The organism is Nocardioides speluncae (genome assembly GCF_003121585.1).
Classification (GTDB): Bacteria; Actinomycetota; Actinomycetes; order Propionibacteriales; family Nocardioidaceae; genus Nocardioides; species Nocardioides speluncae.
In genome coordinates this window covers 21,152-42,271 of record NZ_QEOO01000037.1, presented here as the reverse complement: position 1 = coordinate 42,271, position 21,120 = coordinate 21,152, and the positions used below count along the sequence as shown (strand labels likewise).

Below are 21,120 nucleotides of genomic sequence, written 5' to 3'. Positions count from 1 at the left end.
GCGTTATGTCGTTTACGCCACGCCAGCAGGCCGCGATGCGCCTGATCCTCGACACGTTCGTGCCCGGCGATCGCGCCGGGTTCCCGTCGGCGAGCGACCTGGGCGCGCCGGAGTACGCACTCGACCTCGCCTCCCTCAACCCGCGCAAGGCCGAGCGACGGCAGCTGGAGACCGTGTTGCGGCTCTGGGACTCGCGTGGCCTCGGGGTCGCCCTCGGCGGCCGGCCGCGGAAGTTCTCCAGCCTCAGCCAGTCCGAGCGGGAGCAGGTCCTCCTCGGGCTCGCCGAGTCCCGGGTCGGCGCCAAGCGGGCGCTGTTCGGTGCGCTCAAGGGCGTGGCGGGGATCAGCTACTACGTGTCCAGCGACGCCGACGGCCGCTCGGCTGCCTGGGACGAGATCGGCTTCCCGGGTCCGCTCGGGCTCCGCGCGGACGCGCCCGCGGCGCCCCTCTCACCGACCCGGGTCAGCGCCGACACCGAGCTGGACTGCGACGTGGTGGTGGTCGGCTCCGGCGCCGGCGGAGGTACGGCGGCCGGGGTGCTGGCGGCCGCGGGCCTGGATGTCGTCGTACTCGAGGCCGGTGAGTACCACGACGACGCCGACTTCGGCGGCAACGAGAAGGTCGCCTTCCGTGACCTCTACGCGCCCGCGCCGACCGTGAGTACCGAGGGCCAGATCCAGCTGATCGCGGGCAGCGGGCTCGGCGGCGGCACGGTCGTGAACTACACGACCTCGTTCCGGACCCCGGACCACGTGCGCGAGGAGTGGGCGTCGTATGGCGCGGAGCAGTTCGCCGGCGACGAGTACGACTCGGCCCTCGACGCCGTTATCCACCGGCTCGGCGTGAACGTCGACCACGACCTGGCCGCGCCGCGGGATGCGCTGCTGGAGACCGGCGCCAAGGCGCTCGGCTGGTCGGTCGCGGCGATGCCGCGCAACGTCAAGGGCTGCGACATGGGCGTCGAGTGCGGGCGCTGCGGCCTGGGCTGCCGGCTCGGCGCCAAGCAGTCGGTGGCCAAGACCTGGCTGGTCGACGCCGCTGCGCGCGGTGCGCGACTGCTGGTCGGCACTCGCGCGATGAAGATGCTGAGCGAGAACGGCCGAGCGGCCGGCGTACACGCCGTCAGCGGTGAGCACACCGTGACGGTGCGCGCCCGCGCGGTCGTGGTCGCGGCCGGCTCGATCCAGACGCCCGCGCTGCTGAAGCGCTCCGGCCTCGGCAACCCGAACATCGGCCGCTACCTGCGGCTGCACCCGGTCAGCGTGGTGTGGGGCCGCTTCGACGACCGGGTCGAGCCGTGGGTCGGGTCGATGCAGAGCAGGTACGTCGACGAGCTGCGCGACCTGGACGGCGACGGCTACGGCGTCCTCTTCGAGACCGGCCCGGCCACACCCGGACTGGGGTCGGTCTTCATGCCGTGGCGGGGTGCCGCCGCGCACCGGGCGGCGATGGCCGAGCTCGGGCACCTCGCGCCGATGGCGGTGCTGGTCCGGGACAAGGACAGCGGCGAGGTGAAGGTCGACCGGTCCGGCGAGGCGGTGGTCCACTACAAGCTGTCCCCGCACGACACCGAGCACCTGATGCAGGGCATCGAGGGCGCCGCCAAGATCTGGGAGGCGGCCGGCGCCAACCGGATCGCCACCGCCCAGCAGACCGAGGTCGCCTACTCCCCCGGCCGTGGCACCGCCGCCGACTTCGCCTCCCGCGCTCGCGCCGCCGGCGCCGCTCCCGGCACCCTCGCCCTCGCCTCGCTGCACATCATGGGCTCCGCCCGGATGGGCGGTACGCCGGAGGTCTCGGCGGTGAACCCCGACGGCGAGGCATGGGACCTCCCCGGCCTCGTCGTCGCCGACGCCTCCTGCTTCCCGACCGCCTCCGGCGTCAACCCGATGATCTCTATCGAGTCGATCGCCTACATGAATGCCTCGCGGTTGGCGGCTCGGCTGGCATAGCCTCAGGGCCGCCTGGCCTGGGGTTTCAATTACAGAGTTACGTGGTTACCGTCGGCGGTTGGTTGCGGTACTTGGTTCGGCCGCTTTTCGGCTTACGGCTTGTTCAGGTCAACGGCCTGTGGTTACGGTCACTAACTCTTTGCCTTTCGTTCGAACGTATGTACAATCGACGTAGTCAGTCTTAATTGGTACGCCATGGGGGAGGTGCCGGAAGAATGCTCGTCAATTCACCGCATCCAGTGCTTGCCTGTGCTGCCGCTATTGAGGCGGCATTGAGTGAAGTGGTCGAGGTTGAGCCCGCTTTCATGCGGACCGGCGAGAAGGCCGCCGCCCTGCTCGCGCTGTCCCGGCTAGAGGTCCAACTGACCGCGCTGCGGCTACGGATCATGGCCTCGGCGGACGATGTCGCCGTCGAGACCGGCGCCCGAGACGTGGCCGCCTGGTTGGCCCACCAGACCCAAGACAGCCCGAAGTCGTGCCGGGCCGAGCAGCATCTGGCGACCGCCCTCGACAGCCGGTGGACCCGGCTGGCGGCCGGCGTCACGGCTGGCGCGGTGAACCTGGCCCAGGCCAAGGTCATCGCTCGGGCGCTGGATGAACTGCCCGACGATCTCGACCCGGCGTTGCTGGTGCAGGCCGAGGCGCATCTGGTCGAGGCCGCCAAGGAGTATCGGCCGGACCAACTACGGGTGCTCGGCCGGCGGATTCTGGAGGTGATCGCGCCTGAGGTCGGCGAAGCCGAGGAGGCCAAGCAGCTCGCGCGTGAGGAAGAGCATGCCTGGGAGACCGCGAGCCTGACGCTGACCAGGCGTGGAGACGGCACTACCCGTCTGTCCGGAGTCCTGCCGGATGCCGCGGCGACGCGGCTGGCGACCTACCTGGACGCCTTCACCTCACCTCGCCAGCAGGCCAACTCTGCACCGCAGCACCGGGCGCGCGGTCAGGCGTTCTGCGCCCTGTTGGAGCACCTCGACCCAGCCAGGCTCCCAGCGCACGGCGGCGACGCGACCACCGTGATGGTCACCATCAGACACGACGCGCTGGCCCGCGACCTCGCGGCCGCCGGATTGGTTGGGACCGACGACAAGATCAGTGCGTCCGAGGCCCGCCGCCTAGCGTGCACCGCGCAGATCGTGCCGGTGGTGCTGGGTGGGAGGTCAGAGATCCTCGACTTCGGCCGCACCCGCCGACTCTTCTCAAGAGCCCAGCACAAGGCCATGCGACTCCGAGACCAGCGGTGTCGCGGCGAGAATTGCACGATCCCGGCGTCGTGGTGTGAAGCGCATCATTGGGAGCCGTGGTCAAAAGGCGGAAAGACCAACCTCGCCGACGGAATCCTGCTTTGCAGCCATCACCATCACAAGGCACACGACAGCCGCTATTCGGCCAAAAGAATGCCCAACGGCGATATCCAATTCCACCGCAGAACATAGACAGATATCACCACCACCTGACGCGGGCGATCCGAAAGTGCCCCCGGTGGGAGTCGAACCCACACTTGAGAAGCTTTTAAGGCCTCTTCCTCTGCCGTTGGGATACGAGGGCAAGACGAGCGAGAGCTCGTCGGGAGGGCAAGTGCTATAAGTAGGTCTTGCGGGCGTAGATCGCGTGCGCGCCGGCGGCCCGGTCCAGGAAGAGCAGGCCGGCGCAGTGGTCGATCTCGTGCTGGAGGGCGCGGGCCTCGAAGGCGTTGGCCTCGACCGTGACCGACTCACCGGTGCCCGGGAGTGCGCCGTGTACGACGAGCCGGGTCGCCCGCTTCACGTCGCCGGTGAAGTCGGGGACGCTCATGCAGCCCTCCCGTGACTTCTCGTTGCGGCTGGCCTCCACCACGGTCGCGTTGCACAGCACGAAGGTGCCGTGGTGGCGCTGGGTCTTCGGGTGGGCGGACACGTCTACGCAGAATACCCGTGCGCTCACCCCGACCTGCGGTGCGGCCAGCCCGACACACCCGGGACTGACCCGCATCGTGGCCACCAGGTCGGCTGCGAGCTGGACCACGTCCTGAGCGGTCGGGTCGACGTCGGCGCCCACCGTCGACAGCACCGGGGCCGGCGCTCGTACGACGTCGAGGACGCGACCGGTCACCCCGAGCTCGTCCTCACTCCACGAGGCGAGCCGCTCGTGGAGACTCACAGGTCGTCGGCCTCAGCCCCGCGGAGGGTGACCCCGACGCCGAGCTCGGTGCCGGCGGCGGCCAGCGCCGCCTCGACCGCGGCCGCGTCGACACCGGCGGGCAGGTCGACCTCGGCCACCAGCAGGTACAGGTCGCCCGCGAGCCGGGTGGTGAGGTCGGTGACGTTGCCGCCGACGGCAGCGAGCTCGCCGACGATCCGGGACACGATGCCGGGCCGGTCCGCGCCATGGACGGTCAGCACCCACGACGTACCCGAGATCCCAGCCGCCGCCGTACCAGCCGGCACCTCGCGCACCGACACCGTGAGCCGGCCGTCCTCGGACAGCGGCGCCAGGGCCGCCTCGATGTCGGCACCGGGAGCCTCGCCCGCACAGATCAGCATCATCGCGAAGTGCCCGCGCAGCAGCGTCATCGTGGAGTCCTCGAGATTGAGCCCGAGGCCGGCCAGCTTGCCGGTGGTCTCGGCGATGATGCCGGGCCGGTCGTGGCCGAGGACGGTGATCGCGTGCAGAGTCACCCGCGCAGTATCTCAGCGCAGCGCGGCCGCCCGGCCGAGCACCTCGTCGAGCATCGGCTCGGTGAGCCGCCCGGTGAAGGTGTTCTGCTGGCTCGGGTGGTACGAGCCGAGGAGTACGACGTCCTGGCCGTCTCGCGTCAGCGAGGCCGACGCGCCGTGCCCGAACCTGGGCTTAGGCCGGGGCACCGAGAAGCCGGCCGCCTTGAAGCTGCGCAGCGCCGCGTCCCAGCCGTACGAGCCGAGGGCGACGATGGCGCGCACCGACGGCGCGACCAGCGCCACCTCGGTCTCGATCCATGGCGCACAGGTGTCCCGCTCTGCGGTGGTCGGTTTGTTGTCGGGCGGCGCGCAGCGGACCGCAGCGATCATCCGGGTGTCGATCAGCCGCTGCCCGTCGCCGGCGTGCTCGCTGGTCGGCTGCGCCGCCAGCCCGACCCGGTGCAGCGACGCGAACAGCCAGTCGCCGGAGCGGTCGCCGGTGAAGATCCGGCCGGTCCGGTTGCCGCCGTTGGCGGCGGGTGCGAGCCCGACGATCAGCACCCGCGGCGTCGGGCTTCCCCAGCCCGCCATCGGCCGACCCCAGTACGGCTCGCCGGCGTACGACGCCCGCTTGGCCGCCGCGACATCCTCACGCCAGGTGACCAGCCGCGGGCAGGCCGAGCAGACTGAGACCTGCGCGTCGAGGTCGGTCAGAGACAGGACACTGCCCGCCGAGCGGCGTACGTCGGCGGGCGTGCGAGCCACGGGCGTGGCGGGTGGCGCCGGGTCATCCGGCCATCCGGTCCCGGCTGGGACCGGAGAGGCGAACAGGTCACCGGTTACCGGATGAGGCAGCAGCGTCACCCGCCCATCATGGCCCTGGTCAAGGTCGAGGCTGGACCGGGTCCTTCGGGAACGGCTCCGCGGAGTCGCTCGGCCAGGTCGCGTCCGGATCCGACACGTGAGTGCCGTTGGTCTCGCCATGGTGCCCGGGCAGCTTCGAGGCGGCGGCGGAGACCTTCTCCTTGACCACCGGCGCCTGGTGCTTGACCTGCTCGGTTGCCTTGTGCGCGACGTCGCGAACCTTCGGGTTCTGCGAGAACTGCTCGGCGCCGTGCTTGATCTGCTCGAAGCGCTGGCGCCCGGCTCGGGTACCGAGCACATAGCCGGTCGCACCCGCCGCGAGCCCCGCTAGCATCGTCAGCTTCCTCATGTCGTCCACTCCTTCCCCGCTACGTTCTTCCAACGAGCCTTCGGTTGCTCTTGCAGGGCGCGGTGCCCAGGGCAACGCTGGTCAAACGGGTACACCGCGAACCGGTCGCGGAACCTCCGCAGAGGCGTTCGCGTCGTAGGCGGCATGACTTCGCACCACGGGGGAAGAAGAGAGACCATGTCCGATCAGTTCACACGCCGCGCCGTACGCGCGATCGTGCTCGCGCTCATGACGCTGACGGCGTTCGCCGCCGTCTCCGTCGGTACGCCGGCGCGCGCCTGCGCCTGCGGCGCCTTCATCTCCGACAGCCGGCTCGAGGCGACCCACGAGACCGCGCTGGTGACCCTCGACGAGGGGCGCGACAGCAAGCTCATCGACGAGACGGTCACCGTCAACATCGCGACGGAGACCGACGCCGACGCGGCGGCGTTCGTGATGCCGGTGCCGGAGCGGGCGAAGTTCGAGCTTGCCGACCCGAAGCTCTTCGTCGACCTCAACGAGCTCTCCAAGCCGGAGATCAAGGTCAAGAGGGTCGAGATCGAGGGTGACGGCGCCGGCGCGCCGGGCGATGTGAGCGGCAACGACCAGGTGATCGTCACCGACCAGATCAAGGTCGGGCCGTACGACGTGGCTCAGCTGTCCGGCACCAGCTCACAGGCGGTGGCGACCTGGCTGAAGGCGAACGGCTTCAAGCTCTCCGCCGGCCTCGGCAAGGCGCTCACGCCGTACCTCCAGGAGGGCTGGAAGATCGTCGCGGTCAAGCTCACCCCGACCGGAGCCAAGAAGACGTTCGCGGACGGTCTGCCGCCGATGCAGATGGCGTTCCAGACGGCGGAGCCGGTCTACCCGATGCGGCTGTCCAAGCTCGGCAACCCGAGCCAGCCGTTCCGGCTGTACGTGCTCGCCGACCACCGGATGGACATCACCAACCCGACGCCCGAGCTGAGCGAGCCGGAGGTCACCTTCGCCGGCTGGGTGGCGCCCGAGGGGCTGGCCGACTACCCGGCGCTGGCCGAGCGGGTCACCAAGAAGCGGTTCCTGACCCGCTACGACAAGGAGCTGGAGGCCAGCAAGATCACCGACGACATCCGGTTCACCCAGGCGGAAGCCGACGAGGCACACCGGGCCGTCGTGATCCGCACCGAGTACGTCACCAAGGGCGGCATCTCGGGGGCCATCGAGGACTCCGGCACCAATGTGGTCGCTTGGGTCGGCTTCGGCGTCCTCGCCCTGTTCGGCGTCGCCGCCGTCGCGTTCACCCTCGGGCGTCGCCGGCGCGGCGGGACTAGCTGATCGACCAGGCGATGCCGTCGAGGATGTCGGACTCCGAGACGACCATCCGGTCCACGCCGGTGCGGGCCAGCACCCGGTCCAGGATCAGCGCGCCGGCACCGATCACGTCGGCCCGGCCCGGGTGCATGTAGGGCAGGGCGCGACGCCCGTCGTGGGTGAGCGCGAGCAGCCGCTCGGTGGTCGCGTGTACGTCGGCGCGCGCGAGGACCTGCTGGTCGATCGCCTCCCGGTCGTACGCCGGCAGGTCGAGCACGCCGGCCGCGATCGTGGTGATGGTGCCGGCGATGCCGACCACGGTCGTCGCCGCGGTCGGGTCGACCGGCGAGGCGTCGAGTGCGGCGTCGATGTCGGCCACCACGGCGGCGATCTCGGCTGCGGTCGGCGGGTCGGAGTGCAGGTGCCGTTCGTGCAGCCGCACCGAGCCGATGTCCATCGAGTGCTCCTTGTCCGGCCCGGTGCTGCCGAGGATGAGCTCGGTCGAGCCACCGCCGATGTCGATCACCAGCACCGGCGGCTCGGCGGCCACCCGCAGGTTGCGGACCGCGCCGTCGAAGGCGAGCCGCGCCTCCTCGTCGCCGGCGACCACCTCCGGCTCCACGCCGAGCCGCGCGCGGACGCCGTCGGTGAAGACGGCGGCGTTGGCGGCGTCGCGGGTGGCGGAGGTGGCGACGAACCGGATCCTCTCGACGTCGTGCGCGGCGATCAGGGCGGCGTAGTCGTCGATGGCGGCGAAGGCCCGCTCCAGCGCGGCGTCGGCCAGCTGGCCGGTGCGGTCGACGTCCTGGCCGAGCCGCACCATCCGGTTCTCGCGCACCGCGACCTCGGGCAGCTCGCCGATCAGCAGCTTGATGGTGTTGGTGCCGCAGTCGATCGCGGCGACGCGCGTGCTCAGCTGACCCGCCGGGCGTACATGTAGGCGCTGGTGTCGTGCACCGTGTCCACCCACCGCACCAGCAGCCGCTCGCCGCGGCGCTGCATCCGGACGGTGCTGACTCGCGGCGTGCAGCTGCCGCTGGTGACGGTCTGCCGGAAGTAGGTCCACCCGCTCCGTCGCCTCGCGTTGGTCAGCGTGACCGCACAGTCGCCGTCGCTGCGCCAGCCGCGGCCGACGAGGCGGCCGTCGTCCTGCCGCCGGATCACCACCGTGGCCTTCAACCCCTCCGTGGGGAAGTCCGGGGACCGCAGCTGGCCGCGCCACTTCCCGCGAATGCTCGTGGATGCGGCGGCGGTCTGGTCCTGGGTGTCCGCCGAAGGCTGCGCCACGGCGAGGGAACCGGGAGCCAGCAGCAGACCCAGAGCGATGACGATGGTCAGAAGCGTTTTCTTTACCATGGCGGCGATTGTTGCAGACGGTTCTGACGAAGATCTGTCAGTCATCTGTCAACGCAGGGCCCGCTCGCCCACCACTGGCCCAGCAGGTCCAGCACCTCGTCGCCCAGCGGGTTGACGCCACGGCCCTGCGCCAGCGCCTGGCCGGCGAGCACGTGCAGGCACTTGACCCGGTCCGGCATCCCGCCGGCCGAGATGCCGGCGATCTCCTCGACGTGCCCGATCTCCTCCCGGGCGGCGAGGTAGCGCTGGTGCGCCGCGGCGTACGCCGACGCCAGCTCCTCGTCCTCGGCCAGGCGATCCTGCATCTCCCGCATCAGTCCGGAGGCCTCGAGCGTGCCGATCTTCGAGGCCGCGCGCGGGCAGGTGAGGTAGAAGGTCGTCGGGAACGGCGTACCGTCGTCCAGCCGCGGCTCGGTGGCGACCACGTCCGGGTTGCCGCACGGACAGCGGTGGCCGACGCCGTGGATGGAACGGGGCGGCCGGCCGAGCTGGGCCGCGATCGCGGCCTCGTCCTCGGAAGAGATCATTCCGCGTCTGAGCTCTCGGGAGGCGCGGTGATGGTGCCGGCGGGCTTCTCCTTCTCACCCGGCGCGGGCGGGTTGCCGGCGAGCTCGACCGAGCCCCAGGCATCCTCCCACCAGGCCTTGGGCTCCGGGTCATTCCGGTCCGGCTCGGTGAGCTGCTCGCTCTCGCCGAGCGGGTTCCCGTCCTCGTCGACCACCTGGTACGCCTTCTCGCCGGGCATCACGTAGCCGAACCGCTCGCGCGCCTGGGCCTGGACGTACGCCGGGTCGCTCCAGCGCCATTTCTCCTTCTCAAGCTTGTTGATGCTGTCGGTGCGCTCGGCGATGGTCGACTTGAGCTCGCCGATGTGCTGGCGCTGCTCGAGATAGGCACGCAGGCTGGACGCGTAGGACACGGTCAGCACCGACACGACCAGCACCAGGATCGCCGCCCGGCCGGTCAGCCTGGGCCGCGGCGGCCGCTCCGCGCCCACCCGGGGCTGCGAGCCGGTGTCGGATGCCGAGCGCCCAGCGGTGCTGCGGTCGGGGCGACCCGGGCCGGCCCGGCCGCGCGGGCGGCGCCCGCGCGGCGGCGTACCTCGGCTGTCAGGCATCCGGCTCAGCCTCAGCCCTTGAACCTCGGGAAGGCGCGCGCGCCGGCGTAGCGCGCGGCGTCACCGAGCTCGTCCTCGATGCGGAGCAGCTGGTTGTACTTCGCGGTGCGGTCCGAGCGGGCCGGGGCACCGCTCTTGATCTGGCCGACGTTGGTGGCGACGGCGAGGTCGGCGATCGTGGTGTCCTCGGTCTCGCCGGACCGGTGGCTCATCATGCAGCTGTAGCGGTTGCGGTGCGCCAGCTCGATCGCGTCGAGGGTCTCGGTCAGCGAGCCGATCTGGTTGACCTTGACCAGCAGCGAGTTGCCCTGGCCGCCGTCGATGCCGCGCTGCAGCCGCTCGACGTTGGTCACGAACAGGTCGTCGCCGACCAGCTGGGTCTTGTCGCCGAGCAGGTCGGTGATCGCCTTCCAGCCGTCCCAGTCGTCCTCGTTGAGCGGGTCCTCGATGGACACGATCGGGTACGACGCCACCAGGTCGGCGTAGTAGGCGTTCATCTCGTCGGAGCTCTTCTTGACGCCCTCGAAGGTGTAGGCGCCGCCGTCGTGGAACTCCGACGCGGCGACGTCGAGCGCCAGCGCGACGTCCTTGCCGGCCTGCAGGCCGGCCTTGCCGATCGCCTCGACGATCAGGTCGAGCGCATCACGGTTGGACGGCAGGTCCGGCGCGAAGCCACCTTCGTCGCCGACCGCGGTCGCCAGGCCTTTCTCCTTCAGCACCGCCTTCAGCGCGTGGTAGACGCTGGCGCCGTACCGCAGTGCCTCGCGGTACGTCGGCGCACCGATCGGCGCGATCATGAACTCCTGCACGTCCACGTTGGTGTCGGCGTGGGCGCCGCCGTTGAGGATGTTGAGCATCGGCACCGGCAGCAGGTGCGCGTTGGGGCCGCCGACGTACCGGTAGAGCGGGAGCCCGGCGCTCTCCGCCGCGGCCCGGGCCACGGCGAGCGAGACGCCGAGGATCGCGTTGGCACCGAGGCTGGCCTTGTTGGAGGTGGCGTCGAGGTCGATCATCGTCTGGTCGACGATCCGCTGGTCGTCGGCCTCCAGGCCCTCGATGGCCGGCCCGATCTTATCGATCACCGCGGTCACGGCCTTCTCGACTCCCTTGCCGGCGTACCGCTCGCCGCCGTCGCGCAGCTCGACCGCCTCGTGCTCGCCGGTGGACGCGCCGCTCGGCACCGCCGCCCGCGCGAACGCGCCGTCGTCGAGCTGGACCTCGACCTCGACCGTGGGGTTGCCGCGCGAGTCGAGAATCTCGCGTGCGCCGACTGCAGCAATGGAAGCCACGTTGATGCTCCTGAAAAGGTGTTTGGGCAGGTGGGATCAGCCTAACGGCGCGGCATGGACGATCTGTGGAGGCATGCCCCGGGTGGACGAGGCGCTACTCGCGGCTGCGCCAGATCGCGAAGCCGACGCCGGCCACGAACGCCACCGCCGCGCCGATCGCTCCGAACGCCGACGCCGCCCGGAAGCCGGGCCCGTCGACGTCGAGGATCCGCTCGCCGGCGTGCGCGCCGTTGCCCTGGCCCATCACGATGCCGAGCGTCATCAGGTTGGGCAGCGAGACCAGCGCGGCGAGCGCGAGTACGGCGCCGCGCATCGACCAGCTCATCTTGCGGAACGCCTGTCGGGCGATGGCGAGCGGGATCAGCGTGAACAGGAAGCCGATGGTCAGCCCGTACGCCGTCCCGACCGACATCCGGCCGTCGATCCGGTTGCCCATGAACTGTCCCCACCAGCGCGGCACCAGCGCCACCGCGACGGCGTACCCGATGCACATCAGCGCGACCAGCCCGAGGAACAGGGCGAGCCGGAACTTCCACGAGTCGTCGCCATACAGACCGCCCCGAGATTCGTCAGCCATGCAGAGCACCCTAGTCCGCCGAGTCGGCGCAAACGTGTGTGCAAAACGCGTCGAGTCGGCGCAAACGTGCCCCGTCAGAGCAGGCGGCGTACGGCGTCGCGCAGTGCCTGCTCGGGGTCGACCCCGGACTCCCGCGCCTCGGCCACCAGCGCGAGCAGCCGATCGCCGATGCCCGAGCTTGCAGAAACTGACGGGTCGGCGCTCTCTGCGGCGCCACTAGTGCCCGGTCGGCGGTCTATCTCGGACCAAAACTGCCCGGTCGGCGATTCGCGGGCGAGGCGGTCGAGGACCTTGTCGGCGTAGAGGAGGGCGGGGAGGGTGGGCGGCAGGCCGTCGGTGACCGAGGTGCGCTGCTTCTCGGCAGCCTTGATCGACTCCCACAGCTCGTTGACCGAGGCGGCACCGGAGGCTGAGGCGTCGCCGTACACGTGCGGGTTGCGTCGCTTCAGCTTCGCGACGATGCCGGCGGCCACATCGTCGATGGTGAACTCGCCCGCCTCCCGCGCGATCTCGGCATGGAAGTAGACCTGCAGCAAGAGGTCGCCGAGCTCCTCCCGGAGGTGCGAGAGGTCGCCGGTGTCGATCGCCTCGAGCGTCTCGTGAGCCTCCTCGAGCAGGTAGCGCGCCAGGGAGCGGTGGGTCTGCGCGGCCTTCCAGTCGCACTCGGCGCGCAGCCGCGCCATCACCTCGACGAGCTCGACGAGCGAGTCACCGACTGGCTCGACAGGCACGCTCGGCTCGGTCATCGCCGGCCGGTCAGCCGCAGCGCTGGGACTCGCCCAGGTTCGCGGCGTACTCCTGATCCGGCTCGGCCGCCTCCGCGCGGGTCGCGAGGTCGCTGACGGCCAGGCTGACCGAGCGGTCGGTCGGGACGATCTCGCCGTCCTGGAGCTCCAGCCCGTAGCGCGGGTCGATGTCGACACCGACCTCGCGGGCATAATCCGAGAGCAGCGACGCACCGCGGGCGGCCGCCTCCTCGTTGGTCGGCTGGGCCTGGCCCTCGTCCTGCAGCGCCTCGCCGCCGGCCTGCAGCAGCATCGCGTTGACGTACGGCTCGGTGCTCAGGAACTCGATGAACGAGTCCCGCGCCGAGGCCGGAACGTCCGCGGCCTGCGCCTCGACCTTGGCCAGGTCTTCGCGGTACGACTCGGGCGCATCGACGGCGCGCTCCTCCGCGACCTGCCGGACCAGCTCCCGCATCGTGGCCGCCTGGACGACGGCCTGCTTCACGTAGCGCATCGGGATGATCTGCTGCTGCTGCTGGAACTGGGGCTCGAACGCCGTGCACACGTCCGCCGCGATGTCGTCGACCTCGGACATGGTGACCCGCTGCTCGCCCACCTGGGCCGCGGCGCCCGGGTGGATCTGGCCGCACCCGGCGAGAAGGGAGACGGCCGCGACGCCGATCGCGGCGGCCGCGAGACGGCGGCGTACAGAACCGGTCCTCACGAGGTGGACTCCTTCGGGCTGATCACGGGGTCGATGACTGTGTCTATCAAAGTGCGGGCCCATTCAAGCAGTTCGTGGTCGCGGATCGGCTGCCCGCCTACCACCGCGGTCTGCGGCCGCGGGACGAGCACGGTCGACAGCTGCGGCTTGACCAGGCTCTTGGGGTACAGCCGCTGCAACCGTACGACGCGTGAGTCGGGCAGCTCGACCGGGGCGAAGCGGACGTTGCGGCCGGCGATGGTGACCTCGGAGATGCCGGCCTGCCGGGCCCGGGCCCGGAACCGGGCGACCTGCAGCAGCGAGGTGACCGACAGCGGCGGGTTGCCGTAGCGGTCCAGCATCTCGTCGTGGATCAGCACCACGTCCTCGTCGCTGCGCACCTCGGCCAGCCGCTTGTACATCTCCAGCCGCAGCCGCTCGCTCGGGATGTAGTCATGGGGCAGGTGCGCGTCGATCGGCAGCTCGATCCGGACCTCCTGCAGCTCCGGCTCGGCGTCGCCGCGGAACTCGTGGACGGCCTCGCCGACCAGCCGCACGTACAGGTCGAAGCCGACGTCGGCGATGTGACCGGACTGCTCGCCGCCGAGCAGGTTGCCGGCGCCGCGGATCTCCAGGTCCTTCATCGCGATCGCCATCCCGCCGCCGAGGTCGGAGTGCTGGGCGAGGGTGGCGAGCCGCTCGTGGGCGGTCTCGGTGAGCGGCTTCTCGGATGGGTAGAGGAAGTACGCATAGGCGCGCTCGCGGGACCGGCCGACCCTTCCTCGGAGCTGGTGCAGCTGAGAGAGGCCGAGGGTGTCGGACCGCTCGATGATCATCGTGTTCGCGTTGGACACGTCGATGCCGGACTCGACGATCGTCGTACAGACCAGGACGTCGAACCGCTTCTCCCAGAAGTCGAGCATCACCTGCTCCAGCATCTGCTCGCCCATCTGGCCGTGCGCGGTCGCGACGCGCGCCTCGGGCACCAGCTCGCGGATCCGGGCCGCGGCCTTCTCGATCGACTGCACCCGGTTGTGGATGTAGAAGACCTGTCCGTCGCGCAGCAGCTCGCGGCGTACGGCGGCGATCACCTGGCGGTCCTCGTAGCCGCCGACGTAGGTGAGCACCGGGTGCCGCTCCTCCGGCGGCGTGGTGATCGTGGACATCTCGCGGATGCCGGTGATCGCCATCTCCAGGGTGCGCGGGATCGGCGTCGCGCTCATCGACAGTACGTCGACGCTGGTGCGCAGCCGCTTCATCTGCTCCTTGTGCTCGACGCCGAACCGCTGCTCCTCGTCGACCACGATCAGCCCGAGGTCCTTGAACCGGATGTCGGGGTTGAGCAGCCGGTGGGTGCCGATCACGATGTCGACCTTGCCCTCGCGCATATCGTCGATCGTCGCCCGCGCCTCCTTGTCGGTCTGGAAGCGGGACAGCGCCTTGAGCACGACCGGGAAGCCGCTCATCCGCTCCTGGAATGTCGACAAATGCTGGTTGACCAGCAGAGTGGTCGGGACGAGTACGGCGACCTGCTTGCCGTCCTGCACGGCCTTGAACGCCGCCCGCACCGCGATCTCGGTCTTGCCATAGCCGACGTCGCCGCAGACCAGCCGGTCCATCGGCACCACCTGGCGCATGTCTTGCTTGACTTCATCGACGGTGCTCAGCTGGTCCGGGGTCTCGGTGAACGGGAAGGCGTCCTCCAGCTCGCGCTGCCACGGGGTGTCGGGGCCGAAGGCGTAGCCCTTGGTGGCCTGGCGGGCGGCGTACAGCTTGATCAGCTCGGCCGCGATCTCGCGCACCGCCTTACGCGCCCGGCCCTTCCGCTTCGCCCAGTCCGCGCCACCCAGCCGGTCCAGCGACGGCTGTTCACCGCCGACGTACCGGGTCACCTGGTCGAGCGCGTCGGCCGGGACGTAGAGCCGGTCCGGTGGTCCGCCGCGCTTGGAAGCGCCGTACTCCAGGACGAGGTACTCGCGGGTCGCGCCGCCGACCTCGCGCTGCTTCATCTCGACGAACCGGCCCACGCCGTGCTGCTCGTGGACGACGTAGTCGCCGGCCTTCAGCTCCAGCGGGTCGATCTGCCGCTTGCGGCGGGCCGGCATCTTCCGCATGTCGCGGGTGGAGCCGGCCGCGCCGGTGATGTCGGCGCCGGTGAGTACGGCGAGCCGGTTGGTCGCGTCGACGAAACCCGACTGCAGGCAGCCCGTCGTCACCGTCACCACGCCGTCGGGCGCGGTCCACTCGTCGACCAGCCGCGCAGCCAGGTCGTGCTCACCGAGCACCTCGGTCATCCGCTCGGCCGGGCCGTGCCCCTCGTGGACGACGACGACCTGGTAGGCCTCCGCCGCCCAGGCCTTGATGTCGGTGACCGCCTGCTCGAGATCGCCGCGGTAGGCGTCGGACGCCTGTGCGGGCAAGCCGCGCGTAGGGACAGTGGTCTCGACGACGCTCGCTGGCGCTCGCTGCTCGACCACCTCAGGTGTCTCGATGCCGAACGGGCTGACCGACCACCAGGCGCGGCCACCGGCGAGGGTGTGTTCGCGGACGTCGCCGATGCTGCGGTACGACGCGGCGCCAAGGTCGATCGGCGCCTGTCCCCCGCCCGCGGCGGCGGCCCAGGACGCGCCCAGGAACTCCTCGCTGGTCGCGACCAGGTCGTGCGCGCGGGACCGCGCCCGCTCCGGATCGAGGACCAGGATGGTGCTGGCCTCGGGAAGCAGGTCGACCAGCAGCTCCATCTCGTCGACCAGCACCGGCGCCAGCGACTCCATGCCCTCGACCGCGATGCCGGCCGCGATCTTGTCGGTCAGCTCCAGCAGCTGCGGGTGCGCCTCGCCCAGCTCGGCCGCGCGGCGGCGTACCTCGTCGGTCAGCAGCAGCTCGCGGCACGGCGGTGCCCAGAGCCGCTCGGCCGGCTCCAGCGTGCGCTGGTCGGCCACCGAGAACGACCGGATCTCCTCCACGTCGTCGCCCCAGAACTCCACCCGGAGCGGGTGCTCCTCGGTGGGCGGGAACACGTCGACGATGCCGCCGCGGACCGCGAACTCGCCGCGCTTCTCGACCAGGTCGACCCTGGTGTACGCCGCGTCGGCCAGCCGCCGTACGACATCGTCGAGCGGCGCCTCGTCACCCTTGGCCAGCTCGACCGGCACCAGGTCCGCGAGCCCCTTCACCTGCGGCTGCAGGATCGAGCGCACCGGCGCCACGACCACCTTGAGCGGGCCGTTGGTGGGGTCGTCGCCCGGGTGCCGCAGCCGGCGCAGGATCGCCAGCCGGCGCCCGACGGTGTCCGAGCGCGGGCTCAGCCGCTCGTGCGGAAGCGTCTCCCAGCTCGGGTAGAGACCGATCTGGTCGGCCGGGACCAGGTCGCCGAGCGCGGACACCAGATCCTCGGCCTCGCGCCCGGTCGCGGTCACCGCGAGCACGGTCCGGCCGGCGTCGACCAGGCCCTTGACCACGAACGGCCGCAGGCCGGCCGGCCCGGTCAGGTCGAGCGCGTCCAGCGAGCCCGCCTCGTCGAGGGACCGGGACAATGTGGGGTCGGCGAGGACCAGGTCGGCCAGGCCGGCCAGCCTTGGGGTGGAGCTCACGAACGCACCTCTCATGCAGCACCGCAGCGCACGGCAAGCGCCCCCGGTCAGCGAATGACAGGGGGTCGGACGCCGGCCAGTCTACGGTGTGCGTATGCGCCGGACCCGTCCGTTTATCCCGCTCTCGATCGCCACCGCCGTCGGTTTGGCGCTCCTTGGCTGCTCGGCCTCGGGCTCCGGCGAGGACGGCGTCTTCGAGACCGGAGTCGAGCCGGTGCCGCTGGACATCGAGGCGCCGACGTACGCCGTCGCCACACCGCGGGGGCTGACCGTTCGGGCCGGGCAGCATCAGCGGTTCGTGCCGAACGCGGTCGACGCGGCGTGGCTGCCGAACGGCACCGCGCTCGTGCGGCGCGACGGGGTTCGGCTGTACGACCCGGCGACCGGTCGGCTCGCGGGAACCGCGATCGCGGCGCACGAGCTGCCCAGCCGCGCGGTCACCCGGATCACCACCTGGGGTGACGGAATCACGGCGTACGACCTCTCGGGGAGGAAGGTCGCCACCTACGACCTCCCGGGCATCAGCTCGGACGAGGCGTCCGAGGACACCGACCCGACCAAGGTCCGCGACTACCACGGCGCGATCCCCACCATCGACGGCGCCACCTTCGTGCGCTGGACCTCCGGCATCTCCTGGGCCGACTGGGACGAGGAGCAGTACGACTACGGCGTACTCCGGATCGAGGGCGACGAGCGCGAGGAGGTCCTGGTCAACGAGCGGATCATCGGGCTCTACCTGAGTGCGGACGGCGCCGCGCTGCTCGCCCTCCGCAACCGCAAGACCGACCCGTGCGGCGGCTGCAACGTCACCCAGGAGATCGTCGAGCTCGACCCGGAGACCGGCCAGATCGCCGGCCGGTACGGCATGCCCGACGCGTACACCAAGAACTGGGACGTCGACGCGATCGACAAGGTCGGCGACCGGGTGGCGGTGCGCTTCCACGAGCCCGTGTGGGAGGACGAGGACGACCCCAGCCCCACCGACGCTCAGCGCGGCACCTGGGTCTACGACGGCGACGGCTGGACGATGGTGAAGGGCAGCGACACCGAGCTCACCTGGTGGCAGGGGCCTGACGACCGGATCGTCGCGCGAGTGGACGACAGTGAGCCGACCACCGAGGACGGCTTCGACCTCTTCTGGGTCCATGGCGACCGGGAGACGCCCATCGAGGGCGAGCTCGACCTCTTCAAGCGGAGAACGAGCCGGTACGGCGCCGTCGCCGGCCAGCTGCTGCGGCCCGAGTAGTGGCGCCGGCAGGCGATAGTCCAGAACGTTCAGCATCAGTATCCAGCCCCGGATGCTGCCGAACGTTCTGGACTATCGGGCTCCAGGCGGCGCTAGGCGACGGTCGGGTCGTCCACGCGGCCGAGGAACAGCGGCGTGCCGTGCTCGACGTCGTGGATCGCGAACAGGAACGGCCGGTCGACCACGAGCTTGACTCCTGCGGCGGGAGCGGAGGTGCGCTCCATGACCACCGCAGTCGCGGCGGCGGCCTCGGTGCCCTTCTCGTCGACCGCGACGAAGACCTCGTGGACCACGTCGGCGATGACCAGATCCTTGCCGGTGTCGTCATCCTTCGCGGTCATCGCGGCGAAGCCGCCCGGCTTGTCGAAGGCGGTGGGCATGCCGAGCGCCTTCAGGGTGTCCGCCAGGCTGGCCTGGGTGCGGAAGGTCCACTTCGGCAGCTGCAGGTCGACCGCGGCCGGCTGCGCCGCGGTCAGCACGTCGCCGAGACCGCCGCTGCCCACGTAGGTCTGGACGGAGTCGAGCTTGCCCTCGTCGGGCAGCACGATGGTCATCGCCAGCTTCTCGCCGACGTACGGCACCCGCACCGCCTGCCAGCCGGGGCCCTTGGCGGCCGCGGCGGTGCTCAGGTTGGCCTGCATCAGCTCGACGTTGACGCTCTTGCCGTCGCGGAGGTGGAACGGCGCGTTCTTGGTCAGCGTCTTCTCGAAGGGCTTGAGCCACGGCGCCTTGAGGTAGAGCGCGTTGACCAGCACCAGCCGGGTCAGGGTGGTGAGGATGCCCTCGGCGAGCAGCTCGGGGATCTTGTCGTGGGTCTTGCCGGCGACCCACTCGTTGATCAGGCCACGGGCCTGCTCGTAGGCGTTGATGTAGTCGACGGTCTGCATGCCGGCGCCGTACTCCTCGGCGAGCACGTCCAGGAAGGGATCGCTCCACTTCGTCGTCGCCTCGCCGAACAGCGCGTTGGCGGCGTCGAGCGCGATCTCGGCGTCCTTGCCGTCCGGGCCCTTGACCGTGCCGGCGAGCGCCTCGACCTGGGTGGTCAGCGCGTTGAGACCGCCGTTGTAGCGGGCTACGTCGGTGGCGCCGAGAACCTTCTTCATCTCCTCGGCGGTCGGGCCGCCGGCGCCGTTGAGGGTCATGCCGAGCGCTACTGCGACCGAGTACGGCGAGATCGCGAGGTTGCCGGTCGCGGGCAGCTCAGCGAACAGGCTGCCGCCGAAGCCGTGCAGCGAGGTCACGACCTCGGGCACCGCCTCGGGGATGCCGGCCGAGCGGTCGAGGTCGGAGGAGACTAGCTTGATGCCGTCTTGCTTGGTCACTTTCGGGGGACTTTCCGAGTCGGAGGAGGAACAGGCTGACAGGCCCGAAGTCGCGAGCGCAGCGAGCCCGAGCAGGCGGAGGGTGTCGCGTCGAGTCATCATGATGGCTCCGACGTTAGACCTCCGGACCCGGTTCCCTGTTGAGTGACGCGTCACCTGAGGACTCGCACGAGGAGCCCGAGCGCGTCGATGAAGGCGTGCTGGTCCACCTCGTCGGGATCGAGGTGACCCAGCGTGGCGATGCCGTTCTCCAGGGCGAGCACGTACAGCGCGAGCTGATCGGGGTCGATCGGCAGCTCGCGGTCGCCTGCCCGGCTCCGGATGGCCTCGGCGTACCAGGCTCGGCTGCGCCGCTCGTGCTCGGCCAGCCTGGTCGCGACGGCCGGGTTGCGCAGCGCATAGAGCCGGAACTCCGACAGCAGCAGGAAGCGGCGGCGGTCGGCGAACCGGTTGCCCTCGCGCCCCCGCAGCCGGGTCAGCGTCTCCTCGACGTCGTCGGCATCGATCAGCCGGCTGTCCTCGATCTCGCGGTCGAGCCAGCGGTCGAGCACGGCGAGGAACAGGTCGTCCTTGCCGGCGAAGCTCGCGTACAGCGCCCCTCGCGTGTAGCCCGCCCGCTCCGCGATCCGCTCCAGCGACGCCTGCCCGTAGCCCTGCTCGGCGAAGACCGTCTCGGCCGCGTCGAGCAGCTCGGCCCGGGTCCGGGCAGCGGTCTCCTTTCGGGTGAGCTTCTGCATAACACCACCTTGACCTAGCCCATTCAGATACAGAATTGTATCTGAGTATGCGCAAACTGCTCACGCTCTGTGCTCTGGCCGCCATCGTCGCCGCGGTAGCGGCCGCGACCCGGCCCACGCCCAGCCAGGCTGCGCCGGCCGAGCCGGAGCCGTTCCTCTGGGGTACGGCGACCTCGGGCTTCCAGTCCGAGGGCGACGCACCGGACAGCAACTGGCGGCGGTACGCCGAGACGAAGGAGCCGTACCGGCAGGCCGTCGACTTCCGGCACCGGTACGCCGAGGACATCGCCAACGCGGCCGCACTCGGCGCCCGGGTGTTCCGGTTCGGCGTGGAGTGGGCGCGGGTCGAGCCCCGCCCCGGCGAGGTCGACGAGTCCGCGCTGGCCTACTACGACGACGTGGTGCGCAAGATCCGGGCCGCCGGGATGCGGCCGATGATCACCTTGGACCACTGGGTCTATCCCGGCTGGGCCGCCGACGCCGGCGGGTGGACCGGCGACGCGATGATCGAGCGCTGGCTGGCCCATGCCGAGCGGGTGGTCGAGCGGTACGCCGGCAGCGACGCCCTGTGGATCACGTTCAACGAACCGACCGTCTACCTGCAGATGGAGCTGACCAACGGCGGCATCCAGGTCTGGCAGGTACCGGCGTTCTTCGACCGGCTGGTGCGGGCGCACCGCGCGGCGTACGACCTGATCCACCGGCTTGACCCCGGCGCGCCGGTGTCCAGCAACGCGGCGTACATCCCGGCGGTGCAGCCGGTCCTGGACTCGCAGTTCATGGACCGGGTGCGCGACAAGCTGGACTTCACCGGGCTGGACTACTACTACGGCGCCAGCCTGGACAACCCGACCGCGGTGCACGCGGCCAGCGGGGAGTTCTGGAAGGTCAAGCCGCAGCCCGACGGGCTCTACTACGCGCTGCGCTACTACGCCCGCAGGTACCCCGAGCTGCCCGTCTACGTCGTCGAGAACGGCATGCCCACCGACAACGGCAACCCCCGCCCGGACGGCTACACCCGCTCGGACCACCTGCGCGACCACATCTACTGGCTGCAGCGGGCCAAGGCCGACGGGATCGACGTGATCGGCTACAACTACTGGTCGATCACCGACAACTACGAATGGGGCAGCTACCGGCCCCGGTTCGGGCTCTACACCGTCGACGCCGCGACCGACCCGACCCTGACCCGCAAGCCGACCGACGCGGTCGCGACCTACCGCCAGCTGGTCGACGGCGCCGGCGTCGCGGCCGGCCACCTGCCCAAGCTGAAGCCCGGGATCTGCTCGTTCGTCGACAGCCTGAGCAGCTGCCTCAACCCCGCCAAGTACGGACCACTGGCGCCGCTGGACTAGCGTGAGCGCCCGGTCCGCTGCCAGCCTTCGGTC

The 21,120-nt window shown here is 70.7% G+C and carries 20 protein-coding genes and 1 tRNA gene; 5 read left to right on the top strand and 16 right to left on the bottom strand.

Annotation, left to right across the window (positions count from 1 at the left end; genetic code table 11):
- The first annotated feature begins 5 nt into the window (after positions 1–5).
- Positions 6–1,952 (top strand): GMC family oxidoreductase N-terminal domain-containing protein, encoded by a 1,947-nt coding sequence (locus DDV73_RS19980; protein WP_109509028.1) that lies wholly within the window; start codon positions 6–8, stop codon positions 1,950–1,952.
- Between the two features lie 281 nt (positions 1,953–2,233).
- Entirely contained in the window at positions 2,234–3,385 is a 1,152-nt protein-coding gene (locus DDV73_RS19975; RefSeq protein WP_240617409.1) for an HNH endonuclease signature motif containing protein, read from the top strand.
- Between the two features lie 38 nt (positions 3,386–3,423).
- Here the strand turns inward: DDV73_RS19975 and DDV73_RS19970 are convergent.
- The 5 genes from DDV73_RS19970 to DDV73_RS19950 form a co-directional block, all read right to left on the bottom strand.
- A tRNA-Leu gene (locus DDV73_RS19970) sits at positions 3,424–3,497 on the bottom strand.
- A gap of 33 nt (positions 3,498–3,530) precedes the next feature.
- Positions 3,531–4,088: a peptide deformylase gene (gene def, locus DDV73_RS19965; RefSeq protein ID WP_109509026.1), complete on the bottom strand. Its 558-nt coding sequence runs from the start codon at positions 4,086–4,088 to the stop codon at positions 3,531–3,533.
- On the bottom strand, positions 4,085–4,606 hold the full coding sequence (locus DDV73_RS19960) for a glycine cleavage system transcriptional repressor (RefSeq protein ID WP_109509025.1): 522 nt from the start codon (positions 4,604–4,606) through the stop codon (positions 4,085–4,087). The genes def and DDV73_RS19960 overlap by 4 nt, the downstream gene beginning before the upstream one ends.
- A 12-nt stretch (positions 4,607–4,618) precedes the next feature.
- Positions 4,619–5,449: a uracil-DNA glycosylase gene (locus DDV73_RS19955; protein ID WP_206050980.1), complete on the bottom strand. Its 831-nt coding sequence runs from the start codon at positions 5,447–5,449 to the stop codon at positions 4,619–4,621.
- Between the two features lie 19 nt (positions 5,450–5,468).
- Complete coding sequence (locus DDV73_RS19950; RefSeq protein ID WP_109509023.1) at positions 5,469–5,798, bottom strand: YtxH domain-containing protein; 330 nt, start codon at positions 5,796–5,798, stop codon at positions 5,469–5,471.
- 177 nt (positions 5,799–5,975) lie between these two features.
- On the opposite strand from DDV73_RS19950, the gene DDV73_RS19945 reads away from it, so the two are divergent.
- On the top strand, positions 5,976–7,091 hold the full coding sequence (locus DDV73_RS19945) for a DUF2330 domain-containing protein (protein WP_161962467.1): 1,116 nt from the start codon (positions 5,976–5,978) through the stop codon (positions 7,089–7,091).
- Here the strand turns inward: DDV73_RS19945 and DDV73_RS19940 are convergent.
- The 9 genes from DDV73_RS19940 to mfd all read right to left on the bottom strand — a co-directional run bounded on the left by DDV73_RS19940 (position 7,084) and on the right by mfd (position 16,442).
- Complete coding sequence (locus tag DDV73_RS19940; protein ID WP_109509365.1) at positions 7,084–7,983, bottom strand: Ppx/GppA phosphatase family protein; 900 nt, start codon at positions 7,981–7,983, stop codon at positions 7,084–7,086. The two genes, DDV73_RS19945 and DDV73_RS19940, sit on opposite strands and share 8 nt — an antisense overlap.
- On the bottom strand, positions 7,980–8,423 hold the full coding sequence (locus tag DDV73_RS19935) for a hypothetical protein (RefSeq protein WP_109509021.1): 444 nt from the start codon (positions 8,421–8,423) through the stop codon (positions 7,980–7,982). Before DDV73_RS19935 ends, DDV73_RS19940 begins: the two co-directional genes overlap by 4 nt.
- A 41-nt stretch (positions 8,424–8,464) precedes the next feature.
- The gene (locus DDV73_RS19930) at positions 8,465–8,950 is read right to left on the bottom strand and encodes a DUF501 domain-containing protein (protein WP_109509020.1); all 486 of its coding nucleotides are present in this window, start codon (positions 8,948–8,950) and stop codon (positions 8,465–8,467) included.
- Entirely contained in the window at positions 8,947–9,540 is a 594-nt protein-coding gene (locus tag DDV73_RS19925) for an FtsB family cell division protein (protein ID WP_109509019.1), read from the bottom strand. Before DDV73_RS19925 ends, DDV73_RS19930 begins: the two co-directional genes overlap by 4 nt.
- A gap of 11 nt (positions 9,541–9,551) precedes the next feature.
- Positions 9,552–10,829, bottom strand: a complete 1,278-nt coding sequence (eno, locus tag DDV73_RS19920) for a phosphopyruvate hydratase (RefSeq protein ID WP_109509018.1) — start codon at positions 10,827–10,829, stop codon at positions 9,552–9,554.
- Between the two features lie 94 nt (positions 10,830–10,923).
- Positions 10,924–11,406 (bottom strand): hypothetical protein, encoded by a 483-nt coding sequence (locus tag DDV73_RS19915; protein ID WP_109509017.1) that lies wholly within the window; start codon positions 11,404–11,406, stop codon positions 10,924–10,926.
- A gap of 74 nt (positions 11,407–11,480) precedes the next feature.
- Complete coding sequence (locus DDV73_RS19910) at positions 11,481–12,137, bottom strand: nucleoside triphosphate pyrophosphohydrolase (RefSeq protein WP_240617387.1); 657 nt, start codon at positions 12,135–12,137, stop codon at positions 11,481–11,483.
- A 25-nt stretch (positions 12,138–12,162) separates the two neighbouring features.
- Positions 12,163–12,855, bottom strand: a complete 693-nt coding sequence (locus DDV73_RS29315) for a hypothetical protein (protein ID WP_240617386.1) — start codon at positions 12,853–12,855, stop codon at positions 12,163–12,165.
- Entirely contained in the window at positions 12,852–16,442 is a 3,591-nt protein-coding gene (gene mfd / locus DDV73_RS19905) for a transcription-repair coupling factor (RefSeq protein ID WP_109509015.1), read from the bottom strand. The genes DDV73_RS29315 and mfd overlap by 4 nt, the downstream gene beginning before the upstream one ends.
- A 79-nt stretch (positions 16,443–16,521) precedes the next feature.
- On the opposite strand from mfd, the gene DDV73_RS19900 reads away from it, so the two are divergent.
- Complete coding sequence (locus DDV73_RS19900; protein WP_109509014.1) at positions 16,522–17,673, top strand: hypothetical protein; 1,152 nt, start codon at positions 16,522–16,524, stop codon at positions 17,671–17,673.
- Between the two features lie 92 nt (positions 17,674–17,765).
- Here the strand turns inward: DDV73_RS19900 and DDV73_RS19895 are convergent, their stop codons facing one another.
- A complete protein-coding gene (locus DDV73_RS19895) occupies positions 17,766–18,995 on the bottom strand; it encodes a serpin family protein (protein ID WP_161962466.1) in 1,230 nt (409 codons plus the stop codon).
- Between the two features lie 152 nt (positions 18,996–19,147).
- Positions 19,148–19,732 (bottom strand): TetR/AcrR family transcriptional regulator, encoded by a 585-nt coding sequence (locus DDV73_RS19890; RefSeq protein WP_109509012.1) that lies wholly within the window; start codon positions 19,730–19,732, stop codon positions 19,148–19,150.
- Between the two features lie 47 nt (positions 19,733–19,779).
- On the opposite strand from DDV73_RS19890, the gene DDV73_RS19885 reads away from it, so the two are divergent.
- On the top strand, positions 19,780–21,087 hold the full coding sequence (locus tag DDV73_RS19885; protein ID WP_109509011.1) for a glycoside hydrolase family 1 protein: 1,308 nt from the start codon (positions 19,780–19,782) through the stop codon (positions 21,085–21,087).
- Positions 21,088–21,120: the final 33 nt, after the last annotated feature.